Source organism: Enteroscipio rubneri (assembly GCF_963929405.1).
In the GTDB taxonomy this organism is placed as follows: Bacteria; Actinomycetota; Coriobacteriia; order Coriobacteriales; family Eggerthellaceae; genus Enteroscipio; species Enteroscipio rubneri.
In genome coordinates this window covers 223,527-240,669 of sequence record NZ_CAWVIN010000003.1, presented here as the reverse complement: position 1 = coordinate 240,669, position 17,143 = coordinate 223,527, and the positions used below count along the sequence as shown (strand labels likewise).

The 17,143-nt window shown below is 61.8% G+C and carries 12 protein-coding genes; 7 read left to right on the top strand and 5 right to left on the bottom strand.

The window, feature by feature from the left end:
- The first annotated feature begins 149 nt into the window (after nt 1-149).
- The 6 genes from ABGT83_RS08325 to ABGT83_RS08300 all read left to right on the top strand — a co-directional run bounded on the left by ABGT83_RS08325 (nt 150) and on the right by ABGT83_RS08300 (nt 6,964).
- The gene (locus ABGT83_RS08325) at nt 150-1,088 is read left to right on the top strand and encodes a DmsC/YnfH family molybdoenzyme membrane anchor subunit (RefSeq protein WP_103265762.1); all 939 of its coding nucleotides are present in this window, start codon (nt 150-152) and stop codon (nt 1,086-1,088) included.
- 279 nt (nt 1,089-1,367) lie between these two features.
- Nucleotides 1,368-3,764, top strand: a complete 2,397-nt coding sequence (locus ABGT83_RS08320; RefSeq protein ID WP_103265749.1) for a DMSO/selenate family reductase complex A subunit — start codon at nt 1,368-1,370, stop codon at nt 3,762-3,764.
- Between the two features lie 27 nt (nt 3,765-3,791).
- Nucleotides 3,792-4,412 carry a 4Fe-4S dicluster domain-containing protein gene (locus tag ABGT83_RS08315; protein WP_103265750.1) on the top strand — a complete coding sequence of 207 codons (621 nt, stop codon included), beginning with the start codon at nt 3,792-3,794 and terminating at the stop codon, nt 4,410-4,412.
- Nucleotide 4,413: 1 nt separating this feature from the next.
- Nucleotides 4,414-5,274 (top strand): dimethyl sulfoxide reductase anchor subunit family protein, encoded by an 861-nt coding sequence (locus ABGT83_RS08310; protein ID WP_103265751.1) that lies wholly within the window; start codon nt 4,414-4,416, stop codon nt 5,272-5,274.
- A gap of 106 nt (nt 5,275-5,380) precedes the next feature.
- A complete protein-coding gene (dmsD, locus tag ABGT83_RS08305) occupies nt 5,381-6,022 on the top strand; it encodes a Tat proofreading chaperone DmsD (protein WP_346686975.1) in 642 nt (213 codons plus the stop codon).
- 6 nt (nt 6,023-6,028) lie between these two features.
- Nucleotides 6,029-6,964, top strand: coding sequence for a dimethyl sulfoxide reductase anchor subunit family protein (locus ABGT83_RS08300; RefSeq protein ID WP_103265753.1), 936 nt, complete (start codon nt 6,029-6,031; stop codon nt 6,962-6,964).
- 87 nt (nt 6,965-7,051) lie between these two features.
- Here the strand turns inward: ABGT83_RS08300 and ABGT83_RS08295 are convergent, their stop codons facing one another.
- On the bottom strand, nt 7,052-10,591 hold the full coding sequence (locus ABGT83_RS08295) for an EAL domain-containing protein (RefSeq protein ID WP_346686972.1): 3,540 nt from the start codon (nt 10,589-10,591) through the stop codon (nt 7,052-7,054).
- A 194-nt stretch (nt 10,592-10,785) separates the two neighbouring features.
- Between ABGT83_RS08295 and ABGT83_RS08290 the strand changes: the two genes are divergently transcribed.
- Nucleotides 10,786-11,265 carry a universal stress protein gene (locus ABGT83_RS08290; protein ID WP_103265755.1) on the top strand — a complete coding sequence of 160 codons (480 nt, stop codon included), beginning with the start codon at nt 10,786-10,788 and terminating at the stop codon, nt 11,263-11,265.
- Between the two features lie 101 nt (nt 11,266-11,366).
- Here the strand turns inward: ABGT83_RS08290 and ABGT83_RS08285 are convergent, their stop codons facing one another.
- From ABGT83_RS08285 to ABGT83_RS08270, 4 genes are all read right to left on the bottom strand, one after another.
- Entirely contained in the window at nt 11,367-12,815 is a 1,449-nt protein-coding gene (locus ABGT83_RS08285) for a helix-turn-helix transcriptional regulator (protein WP_346686970.1), read from the bottom strand.
- Nucleotides 12,816-12,853: 38 nt separating this feature from the next.
- Complete coding sequence (locus ABGT83_RS08280) at nt 12,854-13,591, bottom strand: TorD/DmsD family molecular chaperone (RefSeq protein ID WP_346686968.1); 738 nt, start codon at nt 13,589-13,591, stop codon at nt 12,854-12,856.
- Nucleotides 13,592-13,659: 68 nt separating this feature from the next.
- Nucleotides 13,660-14,241, bottom strand: a complete 582-nt coding sequence (locus tag ABGT83_RS08275; RefSeq protein WP_103265758.1) for a 4Fe-4S dicluster domain-containing protein — start codon at nt 14,239-14,241, stop codon at nt 13,660-13,662.
- 2 nt (nt 14,242-14,243) lie between these two features.
- Nucleotides 14,244-16,946 carry a molybdopterin-dependent oxidoreductase gene (locus tag ABGT83_RS08270; RefSeq protein ID WP_346686966.1) on the bottom strand — a complete coding sequence of 901 codons (2,703 nt, stop codon included), beginning with the start codon at nt 16,944-16,946 and terminating at the stop codon, nt 14,244-14,246.
- Nucleotides 16,947-17,143 lie beyond the last annotated feature (197 nt).

Sequence of the window (17,143 nt, the reverse complement as noted above, 5' to 3'; positions counted from 1 at the left end):
ACCCGACTTGTCGCTTGACGCGGTGCGCACGCCGCGTCAACGCCTTCCTGAACTTTTCGACGGTGCGGGCAGGGAGGGCGCGCGCACTTTAGCATGGTGGCAGACGATTACTGCAAAGGGATCTCGCAGATCCCAGGAGGTGCATGCTCATGGAACTAGCCACACTACAACTACCCATGGTGCTCTTCACGACGCTCGTGCCTATGGCGTCGGGGGCGTTCATCGGCCTCGCCATCATGTTTTTCACAACGCATTTCTCTGATGCATGCCTCAAGCGCATTGATCTCTGGACGCTGCTGCCGATCGGCATCACGGTCGTGGGCTTCATCGCCGGCGTGGCTTTCCTGGCGGATCCGCGCAGTGCCGTCACCGTGTTCCAGGGCATCGATGCGGGCTCCATGATCGTGCTGTCCATCATTGGATCGCTTCTGGGCTTTTTGAGCGTAGTGTACTGGGTGATCGCGGGAGCGGGCATGCTGTCGTATCGGCCGCGCATGGTGTTCGCTGCTGTGCTCGGCGCCTCTGCGCTCGTCTATTCGCTTGCCATCGGCGCCATCTACGTGGGTTCCTCGGTGCCTACCTGGAACTCAGTGCTCGTGCCTATCGGCATGATGGGCTTCTGCGTGGCGGGAGGCGTGCCGCTTGGGGTGCTCGTCGTTGCGCTCGCCGGCGGCTTGCCCGCTGCTCGCACAACCGCGTTCTCCACTGCAGCCTTTGCGATCGCGCTTGTGGGCGCGGTGGTGGCCGTATTCGCCATTGCGGCCCAACTGCTGTTCGCTCAATCCATCTTCTCCTCTGCGCTTCCCGGCGTGGACGCGGTGCCGGGCGCGTGGGTGTACGTGGCTCTTTCCGTGATCGGCTTCATCGTTATGCTCGCAAGCCTGCGCGCGACATTGCGCCCGAACGGACGCTCGGCTGCGCCGGTTGGCAGGACGGCGGGGGCGGCTGCAGCCATGCCATACGGAATGGTGGAAGAGTCCGAGCCGGTGGGCGTGCGCGCTGCCGTGCCGCTGCTGCTTGTGAGCAACGTGGCGGTGCTCGCGGCCATTTTCGTGGCCCGCATGCTGTTCTACGCGTTGCAAGTGTAGAGGAGCAACCGATCGATTCCGGGGCCCGCAGCGATGCGGGTCCTTTCGCGTGGGGGAGCGCGAATGCGGTCCGATCTGATACCATGACATGTTGAAACATATTTCTGATCAGGTCTTTCAAGAAATTCCCACGTTTTATGTGACAAGCTCTTGCACGAGTGCGAGTATGGTTTCCCCGGTTTCAGACCGGTATCGGCACCGCGAGGATGCCGAGCGGTTCCGCAGCGCGTCCGATAATCTAACGTGACGCGCGGATCGCATGGAAAAGGGGGAACACCTATGCAAGAATCGATGCCGCGCATAAGCCGACGCTCCTTCGTGAAAACGACGGGTGCGCTCGGAGCGCTGGCGGCGGCGGGTGGTGCTGCGACGGCGACGGGTTCTCTGTTCGGCGTCGGAGCCGCGCATGCCGACGCCGACGCGCCGGACGAGGTGGTGTGGGGTCACTGCGCCATCAACTGCCCGAGCCGTTGTCCGCTCAAGTTTCACGTGAAGGATGACGAGATCGTTTGGGTGGAGGCCGACACATCGTCCGACGCTGCGTTCGAAGACCGCCAAGCGCGCGCCTGTTTGCGCGGACGCTCCTATCGGCGTTGGATGAACAGCCCAGATCGTCTGAGCTACCCGCTCAAGCGCGTCGGCGCTCGCGGCGAGGGTAAGTTCGAGCGCATCAGCTGGGAAGAGGCGATCGATACCATCGCCGGCGAGTTGACTCGCGTGATCGAGTCGTACGGCAACGATGCGGTGTACATCGACTATGCGACCGGAGTCGAGGGCGTAACCACGGGCCAGCCGTTCCAGCGCCTGCTCAACCTGTGCGGCGGCTACCTCGATTACTACGGCAGCTACAGCGCGGCGCAGCTGGCGTACATGCAGGCGACGGTGTTCGGCGCATCCGGCGGAGGTAGCGCGCTCAAAACGGCTGAGGACGCCGAACTCGTTCTCGTATTTGGCAGCAGCCCGATCGAAACGCGGCAGGGAGGTCTGCACACCCACTACGATTACGTGGCCCTTCGCGAGAAGACGAAAGGGAAGATCATCGTCATCGATCCCCGCTTCAACGATTCGCTTTCAGGTCATTCGGATCAGTGGCTGCCCATCAACCCGGGAACGGACGCAGCGCTTGTTGCGGCGATCGCGTACGAGCTTATCGCCGCAGATCGCATCGATGTGGACTTCTTGCATACATACTGCTCTGGCTTCGACGAGGAGTCCATGCCCGAAGCCGCGCGCGGCAAGCATCTCAGCTACAAAGACTACGTGTTGGGCGAAGGCTACGACAAGGTGGAGAAGTCGCCCGAATGGGCCGCTCCCATCACCGGCATCGACGCGGACGCCATTCGCGCGCTTGCTGCCGAGATAGCCGAGGCATCTCCGTTGTTCGTCACACAGGGCTGGGGTCCTCAGCGGCGCAGCAACGGAGAGTGGAATTTCTGGTCCATCTGCCTGCTTCCCCTGCTCGTGGGCCAAGCGGGCAAGCCGGGTACGAACAACGGCAATCGTGAGAGCCGCTTCATCATTCCTCTGACCGACTTCCCCTCGGGCGAGAATCCCGTTGAGGCGTCCATCTCGTGCTTCCTGTTCACAGACGCCATCGACCACGGCACGGAGATGACCAAGACGAAGGACGGCGTGCGCGGTGCGGATCGTCTGTCCAACAACATCAAATTCCTCATCAACTACGCAGGCAACTGCCTGACGAATCAGCACTCCGACATCAACAAGGCCCACGACATCCTGGCCGACGAGTCGAAATGTGAGTTCATCCTGGCCGTCGACACGGTCATGTGCGACTCCGCGAAGTACGCCGACATCCTGCTGCCCGACCTCTTCCGCTCGGAGCAGGTGTCGCTGGCCAGCACCGGCAGCAATACGGCCTACATCGTGACGGCCCAGCCGTGTACGTCGCCGAAGTTCGAGCGCAAGACGGCCTATGAGATGTGCGAGATGCTGGCCGAGAAGCTGGGCGTGCGCGACGAGTTCACCGAAGGCAAGACGCAGGCAGAGTGGATCGAGGAACTCTACGAGGCCGACCGCGAGGAGGACCCCGAGCTTCCCAGCTATGCCGAGCTCGTCGAGATGGGGGTGTACAAGCGGGAGCGTCCCGGCAATATCGCGCTCGACAAGTTCGTCGCCGATCCGGTGGAGAACGCGCTCGCCACGCCTTCGGGGAAGATCGAGATCTTCTCGCAGAAGATAGCGAAGGCCATGGAGGAGTGGGAGTTCGCCGAAGATGAGACGGTGTACCCCGTCCCCGCCTACGTTCCCGAATGGCACGGCGTCGAGACCACGACCGACGAATTCCCGCTCGCCCTCTCCGGTTTCCACTATCGCGGACGCGTGCATTCCTCGTGGGGGAGCATCGAACTGCTCAAGGAGGCCAACCCCCAGGAGCTTTGGATCAATCCGGTTGACGCCGAGTCGCGTGGCATCAAGCAGGGTGATCGGGTGTCCGTGAAAAACGAGTTTGGCGAAACGCAGCTGCTTGCAAAGGTGACGCCGCGCATCGTTCCCGGGACCGTGGCGATGGCGCAGGGAGCCTGGCACGACGCCGACATGCAGGGCGATCGCATCGACCGCGGAGGCTGCATCAACACGCTCACGACCCAGCGCCCCTCGCCTCTGGCGAAGGGCAATCCCCAGCATAGCAACATCTGCAACGTATCGAAAGCCTAAGCGCGCCAAGAAAGGAGATGATCGACGATGAGCCAGTACGCATTCCATTTCGACGGCACGCGCTGCACCGGTTGCAAGACGTGCGAGTTCGCTTGCAAGGACTTTCGCGACTTGCAGGTGGGTTTCGCGTATCGCAAGGTGTACGAGGTAACGTACGGGGAGACAACCAAGGACAGCAACGGCTGCTTCGCCACCTCGTGCACGAGCTATCCGCTTTCTCTGGCGTGCAACCACTGCGACGATCCAGCGTGCACGCACGTGTGCCCGACCGGGGCCATGCACAAGGACGCCGAAACGGGACTCGTGTCCGTGGACGCAGAGAAGTGCGTCGGCTGCGGGTACTGCCATATGGCCTGCCCCTACAATGCGCCGAAGGTCGACCGCGAGAAGGGGCACTCCGTGAAGTGCGACGGCTGCGCCGAGCGTGTGGCTGCTGGCCGCAAGCCGGTATGCGTCGAGGCCTGCCCGGCCCGCGCGCTCGATTTCGGCATCGCGGAGGACATGGCTGCGAAGGGCGAGCGGGCTGCCATCGCGCCGCTTCCCGAGCCGTCGTACACGAATCCGAACCTGTACGTCAAGCCTTCCGTTGACGCCCTGCCCGCAGGCAGCGCCGACGGCAAGGTCGTTAATCCCCTGGAGGTGATGTAGCATGGAGGCCGCTTTCGCAGAACTGCCTTTGGCGCTGTTCACGACCCTGGCCCCGATCGGCGCCGGCGCGTTCGTCGCGCTTGCGATCGCCTTGCTCACGACGCCGTTCAGCGACGAGCAGCTCAAGCGCATCGATCGGATGACGCTCATCCCGCTCGTAGTGGTGATCATGGGCTTCGCGGCGTCGTTCTTCCATCTTGCATCGCCGCTCCATGCTCCCGGTGTGTTTGCGGGTGTAGGGGGTTCGCCGTTGTCGAACGAGATCCTCGTCGGAGCGATTTTCACGGTGCTCGCTGTCGTCTACGTCGTCTGCGCGCTGACCGGCAGGCTCTCAGGCGGAGCGCGGAAGGTGCTCGTGGTCGTCGTGGCGGCGTCGGCACTCGTGTTCGCCTGCTTCACGGGGCTTGCCTATGTGATGGAGACCATCGCGTCGTGGAACAGTCCGCTTTCTCCCGTCCAGATAGTCGGTTTCGCCCTTGCAGGTGGCATCGCGCTCGGCACGCTCGTCCTGGCGCTTTCCGGAGCGTTGCCGACTGCGCTTCAGGGAGCGTATAGGCAGGCGGCCCTGATCGTGGTGGTTGCAGGCGCCGTGCTTGCTCTCGTCGGATTGTGCGGCCAGGCTGCGCTCGTGGGCAGTCTGGCCAACCCGCACGTGGCGGGCGCCGATCTCGTGGCTGCGGCCATGCCGTGGCTTGCAGGCGCCGTCGTCTGCCTCGTCCTCGGATGCGCTGCGACGGTCGTTGCGCTTCGCGGGCGCAGTGCCGTCGTTGCAGCGGTCTCGGCCTCGACGCTGGTAGTCGTGGGTGTGTTCGTTGCGCGTCTCGTGTTCTATGGCTTGCAGCTGTCGGTGGGGCTGGCCTAGGCGTTCGAGGCTGTTTTCGAAGCGGAAGGCAGGGTGCGCTACAATGGGGGCGCATCCTGTCTTCTTACCGATTGCGTGCACCGTGCACGACCACAAGGGGGGTTCGATGAACGACAACGATACCATGATGGAAGCCGTGGCCTTCGTCGGGGAGACGCTCGCCCCGTTCTTCCTCCAGGATCCGCGCACGGGTGATGCGGGTCCTTCCTTCCAAGTGCTGTCTGCTCTCGATGCGCCCATCGCGGCAGCCGAATGGCCGTTCGTCGACGAGGTGGTGGCGCGCGATACGCTCTGCCTCATGGTCGAAGGTCTTTCCGCAGGCGTCGATGATGACGCCCTTGTCTGGGAGTATCGCCGCCTATTCGTCGGGCCGGCGGCGAAGCCGGCTCCTCCATGGGGTTCGGTCTACACCGATCGGGAGTGCGTGGTGTTCGGCGCGAGTACTCTCGCTTTGCGCCAGTGGATGCGCGATCAGGGCATCGAGCGTACGACCGACGATCGCACGCCGGAGGATCATATCGGCCTCATGCTCGCTCTGATGGCATGGATTGCGCGCAATCGGCCCGAGGTGCTCGACGAATATCTGCGCGAGCATCTGCTTACCTGGTCATCGCACTTTCTCGACGCGTTAGCCGCCGCATCAGAGCACCCGTTCTACGAAGGACTCGCGCGCTTGACCAAGGCAAGCCTCGAGGGCATTCGCGACGAGTTGGGCATCGATGTCGTCTACCCGAGGTTTTTCCAGTAGGCTGGCATGGTCTCGGGTATCGACACGGCGCTCGGTGAGATCACGCTCGTGTTGTTCACGACGCTGGCCCCTTCGGGCGTTGTCGCGTTCGCCATCATGGGGCTATTCATCGTGCGAGGCGGCCTGTCAGACGAAGCCCACCGTCGCATTGATCTGTTCCTCGCCATCCCTCTCGTCGTTTCCATGGTGGGGCTGGTTGCTTCGGCGACGCATCTCGGGAATCCGGCAAACGCGCTTTTCGTGTTCATGGGCGTGGGGCGGAGCCCGCTTTCGAATGAGGTGTTCTGCGCTGTCGTGTTTCTGCTGCTGGCCGGCGTGTACTGGCTGTATTCATTTGCCGAACGGCCGCACCGTGCGGTGCAGCGGGTTTGGATGGCGCTTTCGATTGTGGCCGGAATCGTGTTCGTGACCTCTGTTGCGTTCGCGTACAACGCCGAGACCATTGTGTCGTGGTACACCGTCTATGTTCCATTGGGCCTCTGGCTTAATGCGCTGACAGGGGGTCCGGTGCTGGCGATGCTCGGTCTGCGGGCGGCGGGATGCGCGTCGGCGGAGGGACGGTGCGGTCGCATGCTGGTGCTCTGCTCGGTTGCCTCGCTTGCGGCGAACATGATGGTCTATGCGATGCAGGCTTTCCAGCTGCCCTATCTGGAGAACTCGTTTACGACGGCGGCCGAACTCGTGCCCTGCTACGGGGGTATGATCGCGGCGTTCGGCGTGCTGGGCGGTGCGGGGATAGCGCTCGTGGCGCGTACGCTGCGAGACGGCGACCCGTCTGCGTCGCGGGAGGATGGCGACGTGCGCGGTTTCCCAGACAGTCGGCGTGATGCCCTTCGCTTGACGGTGCGCTCCGCGTGGGCCAGCGCCCTCGTGCTGGCTGGCATCTTCGTCATGCGGTTCGCGTTCTACCTGATGCACATGACGGTCGGCCTTGGCATTTGAGCGCTGTTGCGAGGCCATGCGCATGGCGCAGCGCGGTCGCGTCCTTTTCTGAGGGCATGTCCGGCCGCGGCTCTTCGTTGCGGGACATTACGCGGAAGTGTTCTTGCGGCTCGTTTCGCCCTCGTCGCGATCATGTGCGGTTATGTGGGGCTGCATACCGGTCTCGTACAAACGGAACTGTGCTTTACCCTCCGATTTTGCCTGATAGAGAGCCGCATCGGCCCGCTCGTAGACCGTGGTAAACCGCGTGCCGTGCTCGGGTACCATTGCGACGCCGGCCGATACGGTCAGCGCGACGGTTGCGCCGGGACCCGCCTCGGTCTCCCAGGTTTCCGTGCAGAGCCCGCGCACACGTCGCTCGATGTCATCGTAGCCGATGTCGTTGCAGTAGACGATGAACTCGTCGCCGCCCCAGCGGCAGATCAAATCTTGCTTGCGGAAAGCGGCCTTCAGGTGCTGCCCGATACCGGAGAGCACCCGGTCGCCCATGAGATGGCCGTAGCCGTCGTTGACGTTTTTGAAGTCGTCGAGGTCGACAATGACGAATGCTCCGGTCTTCCCGTCGTTGATGGTGGCGGCGAATGCGTCAGGTATGCGGGCCGATGCGGTCTGGCGGTTGAGCAGTCCGGTAAGGGAATCGCGTTGAGCCTGGTCGGCAAGCCGCAACTCGCGGCGTTTACGCTCGTCGATGTCGATGACGTAGAGATAGGCGTACACGTCGTCGCTTTCGTCAAAACGCATGAGATGGTAGCGGAGCTCCGCCCAGCGCTCCTGCGGCGCAGCGCCTTCGCGTGCTCCTGCGGTGTTCTGCGGAGGGCAGGCATCCGATGAGGGCGCATCCGGGCGCTCTGCCGGGTCGGAAAGCCGTCGGTACTCCATAACGCGCGAGGAAAACCCTTGAGCGAAGCGGGCGAGCATATCGTCGAGATTCAGGAACTCCGCGACGGCTTCATATCCGCCGGCTGGTCGTACGCCGGCTCCGATGGTCGCTCTCAGGTCGTAGTCCAACCAATCCACGAACCGCATATCTAGCTTTGCGCCGAGCAGCTCCCGATCGAAGGCGTTCAGAAAGCTTCCGCGCGTCACGTTGAAGCACCAATGATGGGCCGATTGCGCGTTGAGCAGTTCGAATAAACGTGCGTCGCTGTTGACGGACCCGATGATCGAGAGCTCGCGCTGCCGTTGCTCCGTGACGTCTTCCACGGCCGCGTAGAACAGTCGCCGATCTTCCTGGCGGCTCAGGAAGAACACCCGCAACTTTAACCACATGAGCTCGCCGTTCAGGCGGTAGCGCCTGATGGTGCCTTCGGCTCCCGATATCGGATGCTGTTCGGCCGCATCGAACAGAGACAGCATGGCATCGCGGTCCTCGGGATGCGTCTGCTGCCAGATGCAGGTCTGCCGCTCTTTCAGATCTACCGGGTTGCATCCTGTGACGTGGTAGTATTCGTTGTTAACCTGCATGAGCTCGTACCGGTCGTCGTACACCGCGTACACGGCCATGCCTCCGATGAGATTGTCCACGATGGTGCGGCTCATGGCGTCTTCGTGAACGAGCGCGTCCACATCGATGGTATCGACCATAGGACTCAGCACGCCTCGGTAGTCGACGACATCCTGATCCTGTATGAGTTCTTCGAGCGATTCGGTGCTCATCGGTCGGTAGAAGTAGTAGCCCTGCGCGTAGTCGCATCCGATGCTCTTCAGGAATTCCACCTGATCGGCCGTTTCCGCACCCTCCGCGATGATGCGGAGGTCCATGAGGCGGGCCATAGACACGATGGTTTCGAGAATGCCTTCGCCACGCTGGATATTGTGCTGGCGGTTCAGGAAGTTCATATCGATCTTGATGACGTCGACGGTGATGTCCTTCAGCATGTTGAGCGACGAATAGCCGCTGCCGAAGTCGTCCATGAGAATGGTGAACCCCAGCTCCTTCAGTTCGTTGACTGCCTGCGTCATCCGCTCGTCCTCGGCATAGGCGCTCTCGGTGATCTCCAGCTCAAGCAGCCCGCGTTCGATGCCGTAGAGATTCACGAGGCTTTCGATGGTGTCGACGACATCGATGGCGTAAAGGTCGGCACGGGAAATGTTGACCGATACGGGAAGCGGCGTGCCACCGCGATCGAGCCACGACCGGATGTGGCGGCACGCTTCCTCCCAGACGTACCGGTCGAGGTTGGCGATGAATCCGGTGCGTTCGAGGATGGGGATGAACGCACCGGGCATGACAAGGCCGCGCTCGGGATGGTTCCAGCGCACAAGCGCCTCCAGGCCCACGATGCGGCTCGTGCGCGTGCTGCATTGCGGTTGCCAGTGCAACACGAACTCGCGGTTCTTGAGAGCCTGCCTGACTTCAAGCAGGGTCTTCGTCTCGTCTTCCATCTCCTCTGACATAGACGGCTCGTACCAGGCAATGCGCTTGCCGTACACGCTCTTCACCGAGTTCATGGCGATCATGGCATGGTCGCAGGCGGTGACGATGGCATCTCCTTTGCCCTCAACCGGGCATACGCCCGCCAACGGCTGGAAACCGAGGGCGTCTTCGGAGGCGAGAGGCTTTCTTCGCAGATCCTCGTCGATAAGGTCTTGCGTGGCCGTTCCTTGTGGGAGGATCAGGGCAAAGTCGTCGCCGCCCAAATAGCCGGCGACACCGCCCTCGCGCGTCAGCCGCGCTATGCTTTCCGCGACAGATTGCAGCGCCTCGTCGCCAGCCTCGCGCCCGTACCATTCGTTGAAGAGCTTAAAGTGCTCGATATCGAGGTAAACCGCCTCGTAGCGCTTCGAAGGGTTGTCCGCCACGAATTCGTGAGCTTTACTGAAGAACGTGCTTGCGTTGTACAGTCCTGTCAGAGGATCGCGTTCTTTGAGAAGCAGCATCTGCGCATCCTGGGCGCGCGCTTCTCGTTCGCGGACTTCGTCGTCGATATCCGATATGAAGCACATGACCACCGTCTCGCCGCCTTCGCCGCGCTTCACGGACACGATGGTCTGCGCCGCCCAACCCCATCCGCCTGCGGTGAGCAGCTTGCGGAACTCTGCACGTAGCGCGCCGCCCGACTGCTCGATCCGTTCGAGCAGGGTCTCGAAATTCCAGAACTCGATGAATCGGGCACGGTCTTCGGGGTGGATCATGTGCTCGAGCACGTCAGCGAACATGACATCGAGCGCGCCGGCGGACGGCGGCATGACGTACTTGTCGGGTTCGCTGTAGAGCACTTTGTACGCGTTGCCGGTGACATTGATCTCGAACAGCTCGTCGTATGACGAAGGCTCGCTGAGCGTTGTGAACAGGCTGCGGCTGCTATCGTCGACCGACCGACCCGAGAATAGCACGCAGGGCCCCTCGTCAAGCCATTCCAATTCGACGCACGTGATCTCGTACCATTGATCGAGCCGCTCGCTGTAAATGACGGTCTGATTCACACTCGCGTGCGTGTCGGCCTGCCAAGGGCAGTCGTGGCAGGGCTCGGATGCGCCTCGGAAGCATTCGTAGCAGAGCGCTCCGATGCGCCCGCCGGGAAATACCCGTCGCGAGGCTCGATCCATATAGACGACCCGGTAGGATCGGTCAATGACGTAGGTGTGGCCCGGCTGCGGTGCTTGTCGGTTTGCGTCGGCCGGCATGCGCGCTCCTTTTCTCGATCTTGTCCATATTGTAGGGCCTTGCTGCTCGGTTGTGCCTGCCAATCGCAAAAAGCTTCGCATGTGGCACGCGTCGGCGAGGTTGAACGCGCCTGCGATAGTGCACGAGGATCGCCGTGCACGCAGCGCCGCGAATGTGCGATACTGGATGTGTGATGCGGCGGGAAGGAGACGTCATGAAGTTCGCCAACATCCTGGTTCCCTTCGACAATTCCGAGCATGCCCAAAGCGCTCTGCGCATTGCGCTCGACCTTGTCGGGGACGAGGCGTCTGCTGAATTGCACGTGATAACCGTGCTGCCGACGGCAACGCTGGCCGCGACCTATGACGCTTCGGGGAATCCGCTCGCGCGATCGGCGCTCAGGTTCGCGAACTACGATGTGTACGAAAACGTGATGGGCAGCATCTTGAGCAATGCGAAGGAAGAGCTGCTCGATAGCATCGGCGATGCGCTCGATGAGGTATCCTGCTCGGTTACGGTAGAGGCCGTGGTATCCGCCTCGCCAGCCGACGGCATCACCGAATACGCCGAAGATCATACCTGCGATCTTATCGTTATGGGCCGGCGGGGCCTGGGAGCATTGCGGGGCATGCTCGGTAGCGTCAGCTACGCGGTGCTTCGAAACGCGGATATGCCGGTGCTCACGGTGAAATAGCGTAAGGCCCGTTTTATCGGGCCGCACGCTCTGCGGCTTTGCATTGCAGGTTTTGGCAAAGGTGTTCCGGCGGCGTCGTTCCGGCACCGATTATCCGGCGTTCAGCTGTTCTCCAAAAACGCCGCGAGTTCGCTTCGGCTGTGCACGCCCAGCTTCCCGTAGATGCTCTGGACGTGAGCGCGCACGGTGTTGATGCTGATGAGTAGCTCGTCGCGTATGTCCCTATTGCTGCGCCCACGTGCGAGCATGATGAGCACGGTCAGCTCGCGGTTCGAAAGGCTGTATTCGGCGGCCATGCGTTCACACAGGTTGCGCAGGTGCTCCTGGCGCGCTTTCTCGAAGTCGATCCCTTCATGTTCGTACGCTTCGGGCGAATCGTTCACAGCTGATTCGACGAGGTTCGCGAGGCTGCGGTTCGAGAAGACGAGGGTGATTCCCGCGACCAGCAGCATCACTGCTACGATGATGCAGATGAGAAAGATGCCGTTATCGTATAGGGAGGGAAGGAAGCTATACCCGATGGTGTAGCCTAGCACGGTCCCTCCGATGAACGAGAAGCGCCCGAATGCCATGATCTTCATGCGAATGCCCCGGTGCTGATACGCGGCGGCCGCGATGAGGCACCACGATATGATGTCGAAGACGATGTACAGCATATTGACCGGGATGAACAGGAGCGGCGAATCGGCCCCGATGACGAGCGAGACCAGCACCGCGATGACCACGCAGAACGTGAGCAGGTAGTACATGCGCTCCACCAAGCGGTAGGACAGGCCCAATGCGGCGACGCATGTCAGAACCATGCAGCCTATGAGCGCCCAGAACAGCGTGATCTGAGGATAGTCAAACCCCGTCGACTCGCTGAACATCGTTTTCGTGATGCCGGTGATGAGGGCGAATAAGCAGAACACGATGGAGAAGCGCCAGAAGTCATGCGGCACGGCTTCTGGCGGATCGTTTTGCAGCTTTTGGCAGTATTTCCTGAGAGAGGATCCCGATCCGGTGAGAAGAAGGGCGCTCAGCAGCAGCGGCACGGCAACGAACAGGACGACGGAGTAGCCGAACGGCACGCCGATACCGAGGAACCAGACAAGAAGGGCAAGGGAGCTCGAAACCGCGACGAAGAGCAGCGTGCGTCGTGCTCCCTGCTCGCTCAGCAGATAGGCGAGCCTCAAGGTGAGAAGCGAAGTACCTGCTCCGGCAGCCAGGCATCCTGCGATGAGGAGCTGCTCGCTTCCGGCACCTTGCGTGGAGAGAACCATCAGAAGATCGCCCAAGGCGGCGATGCATCCGGCTAGTGGAATAGTCCATCGGCGATAGAGCATCGCGCAGACGTGCTTTTGAAAGAGAAAGCACAGCAGGAACGCTGCCACCGATACGCTGTTGGGCACCACGAATATAAGCAGAGGCGCTCGCTCGCTTGCAAGGCTCCAGTCTATCCAGGGGTTTCCGTAGAAAGCCAAATATACCCAGGCCAGCAAGAACGTGAAACTGAGAAGCTGCAGATTCGGCCACCGTTTCCCCACCTCTGCGAATACGCTCTTCCGCATGCGGAACGCCCCTTCCACGTGCTGCGAAACCTCCCTCGTCAGGGCTTCGCCATCTCTCGGGCCCTGCCCTCCCATTGAGGCCGGACCTCCTTCGCCAAGCTGCCGCAGGCCCGCGCGAACCGGACGAGCAACCGTGCGCATACAGCATAGTACCCCTGCGGGGCGTCGCAGCTGAGCGCGCGCGAAAAACGGGGGAGCCATGTCAGAAGATGCTCGTTGACGATTCGATCCATGCCTATTGCAAGAGACGACAGGGCGGGGTAATCTGCACGAGCGCCGTTCGCAATGGTTTCTTGCGCCCGACTCGAAACAAGATAGAGGAAGGCGAGCTCTAAGGCCACGTGATCGTCCGCCACGGCGGGATAGCGCGCCGGCAGCGCGCCCTGCGAGCGATACAGCGCGCGCACCTCAAGGGTCGAGTTCTGCAAAAGCAGGCGGTCCTCCCCCCGATAGACCGACTCCCATGGCGGGGCCGGTAGACGCGCGGGGCCTATGAACAGGCGCGTGTACTCCATCTTCAGGCGCTCGACGGCTTCGTCTCTGCGGTCGGCGGTGCGTGCGAGAAACGCGTGGGCGTCGGCCGTGGTATCGCCTTCGTCCAGCGACATCATGCGGAAGGCGGCCTCGACGGCGGGACTGTGCAGCGCCGCGAGTTGAGCGGCCGTCGGTTCGACGCCGAACACACTTTGGAAGGTCCTCGCGAGCACCGCCTGGGCGGAAAGCTGTTCCGCAAGATCGGAAGGCGTGCAGGTACAATGCGTGCTGGTCGTATGCATGATGGCTCCGATCGTGAGGGCGCGCCGCCCTTGAATGCGGGGCGGCGCGCAGGGAGGAAGGAGGGGTCTTAAACGAACTTCTCGGCGAATGCGCTCTCGAGCGCGGCGGGCCGGGGGTTGATGCGCAGGGAGGGCGCCGTCTGATCGGCTGAAGGCAGGATGGGCAACTCGTCGACCACGCTGTCCCCGTGAATCTTCTGCAGTTCGTCGACATCGCCGAACTCAAGACAGCGCATGAGGCAGGCGTCCACGCATACCGGGTTGCCTCCCTGATCGCGCACGTCTTTGCATGCGTCGCACTTCCTGACGACGTTCTCTTCCTCGAAGTACTGCGGCTCCCCGTAGGGGCATGCAGCGACGCATGCCTTGCAACCGATGCACGTCTCCTCGTCGTATTGCACGGTGCCGTCGTCCTCGTCGATGTGCATCGCACCGACGGGGCAGCTGGCTACGCAGGCCGGACTGAAGCAGTGGTTGCATGCACCTGAGTAGTGATAGAATCCGGGGCGGGGGTAGTCGCCCGTTTCGAACGAACGCACGACGCGGTAGCTGATGCCCGCAGGAAGGCCGTTCTTGTCCTTGCAGGCCACCTGGCAGGTTCTGCATCCGATGCAGAGCGTGCTATCGAAGTAAAAACCGAGTTTTCCCATGGCTAGTCCTCCTGATCCTCGGCTTGGCATGCGGGCATGACGAGGGGCCTCTCCCAGTCGACGGGCTTGGCGTCGACCTTGGCGATGGAGCAGACCTGCGTGTTATAGCCCGAGGTCCCGCATCCGGTGGCGATGGGCGCGCACAGGGTGTTGCCCGAGCCTCCGAGATCGAACCCTGTTTCAGGATCTATCTCCACCCAACCGCCGTGCGGCAGCGCCACCACGCCTTCGCAGATGCGGTTCGTGACGCACGCCTGCCTGACCACGGTGCCGTAGTCGTTGGAAGCCTGCACTGTGTCGCCCTCTTCGATGCCGAGGGCTGCCGCATCGCGCGCATTGATGTACAGGGGACGCTTCCATGCCTCGCGGAGCTGTGCGACATCGTCGAAGTGGGAATGCGAGGTGCGCGGATAATGAGGGTTGTACACTTGGAAGGGATACGCGCCTTTTGTCTTTGAGGCGACGTCGCTGAACGTGTCCTCGTATCCGCCGATTGGAGGCGTGTAAGTGGGCAGGGGAGGAACTTCGCTAAAGCCCATGCGCCGCGATACCTCGTTGACGCGCCGGCAGTAGAGTTCCATCTTACCGCTCTCGGAGTTCATGGGATGCCCTTCCGGGTCGTCGTGGAACTCGCGGTAGGCGATATGCCCGTACGGGTCTCCCTCTTTGCGGGGGACGGCGAATACGCCTTGCATTCTCATCTCGGAAAACGCAATGCGGCCCTCCTGCGGCTGCCCCTCCACGCCGAGCTCGTCGATATCCTGCTGGGTGAAGGAGATGAGCGGCTCGTAGCCGGAGCCATCCTCGGTAGCCACCATCGCGCTCGACATCTGGAAGAACGACTGCTGCTCGTCGGAGTACGGGTACACGGTGTCCGGATCGAGGCCCCAGCGCGTGAGCAGCTCGCGTCCGATCCAGCTTGCGCGCTTTGTCTCCCATAGAGGTTCGCACACCTGGTTGCCAATAAAAGCCGATTCGCGTCCGGTGAACATGGCGAACTGCATAGGCGACTCCCATGGCGTGGCAAGGGGAAGCACGATGTCTGAGTACTGTGCATTCACGTTAAAATTGATAGCCTGCGTGACGACGAAATCGACGCTGCGGTAGGCTTCGATCGCCTGCATGAGGCCTTCGTGGCGGTGCATCATGTTGAGGGAATAATTGTATATGCAGTGAATGTCCAAGTCCCGTTCTTCGGCTTGCAAGAACTGCGCCATGCCGTTGTAGGTGTAGTGCTTGTTCAGTACCGCTGGCCAGATGATGGGGTCGTAGATGCAATCGTCTACAGGGTTGGGAATGTAGGGGAGCTTGCGCATGCCTGGGGTGATGAGGAAATCGCCGCCGTTGACGCCGGTGTCGCGTATGGAGCAGCCGGTCATATGCCCTGATTTGCCGAAGTGCCCGCCGAGTGCTGCCAGGGCCATGAATATCTGGGGCAGGCTGTCGGCGTTGTTTCCGCGCGCAGGTGCCCAGCTGGACAGTAAAGCCACCTTGTTGTCCTTGCCGAGAATGCGAGCGATGCGCTCGATATCTTCGGGCGCGATGCCGCAAATGTCCGCTGCCCATTCGGGAGATGCGGGAACGCCGCTGTAGGTGCCCAGCACATGATCCTTAAAATTCTGCTGAGGATCGCTGCCTTTGGGCATGCGGCCGGCGTCGAACCCGATGGTGCAGCGATCGACCACGTCCCAATCGATGAGCGGATTAGTTTCGGGATCGTCTTCCATAATCATGACGTAGGCGCATGCCAGCAAGAAGGCGGTGTCGGTTCCGGGTCTGATGGGTATCCATTCAGCCCCCAGCACCTCGGCGCTGTCCGTGTAGAACGGGTCGATGCTGATGAACGTACAGCCGGATTCCTTCATGGGCAGGTAGTTCGCCCAGAACGTCGTGCCGTCAGCGCTCCAAGCGGGGTTTACGCCCAGCATGATGGCGTACTCGCACGTGCGGGCGTCCATGCGGTCGTTCATGAAGTCTTTACCGCCGCTGTTCGATCCGGTGCCGTAGCCGAACATCTGCGGAACGCATTGGTACGAGCCGGCTGAAGCGGTGCCGTAATGGTACACCTGTCCACCAAAGGCGTTCAACACGTTGCCGAAATCGAGTCCCTTGATAAAGTATTCGGCGAAGTCGGGCAGCTCTTTCGCCTCCAAGAGACTTGCGTCTGTCGGATTGAAGCCGCTACCCAGGATGCTGCGATTCCCATAGGCCTCTTTGATGCGGGCGATCTCGTCGGCAACGTAGTCGAGCGCCTCGTCCCAGCCGATGCGCTCCCACTCGTCAACGCCGCGCATATCGCCGTGGGAATTCTCGCCACCACCCGGCTGCCAATGCTTGCGCTTCATGGGGTATTTGATGCGGTCGGCAGAGAAGACGTCCATTCGACGAGCACGTCCGCGCAGGCACGCGCGGTGCTGAGGGTAGTCCTGGTCGTCTTCGTGAGTATCATCCGTTTTCAGCCGGATGACGGCTCCGTCCTTCACAAGCGCTTTCAGTCCGCACTTGCCTCCGCAGTGTGCCCAGCAGACGACCGGCAGCCAAGTTTCATCTTGGGATGCGGTCCCGTTTTCCGCAGGCGCTTCGGCAAGGTCGTTCTCGCATCCTGCAAGGCCCGCGGCGCAGAGTGCTGATGTGGCAGCCGCGCTGAGCGCGATGAAGCTTCGGCGGTCGAGCGTGATGGCGGATGGTGTTCGCAGTTCGGTCATACAAGCCCCTCTCGTTTTTCGATGCCGCTGCACCGGTCGATCGCATACTAGACGCCGGGGGCGAGGTTGCCATCCTCCAAGTAGCTATTTCTAGCCTGCAGATATAGTCCTTTTCGACTAGTGTCGCGATCATGCGGCCCTGACGTGGCAGGCTCTCCTTTTCGTAATGGCGGCGCAACGGCCATGCAACGCTCTTG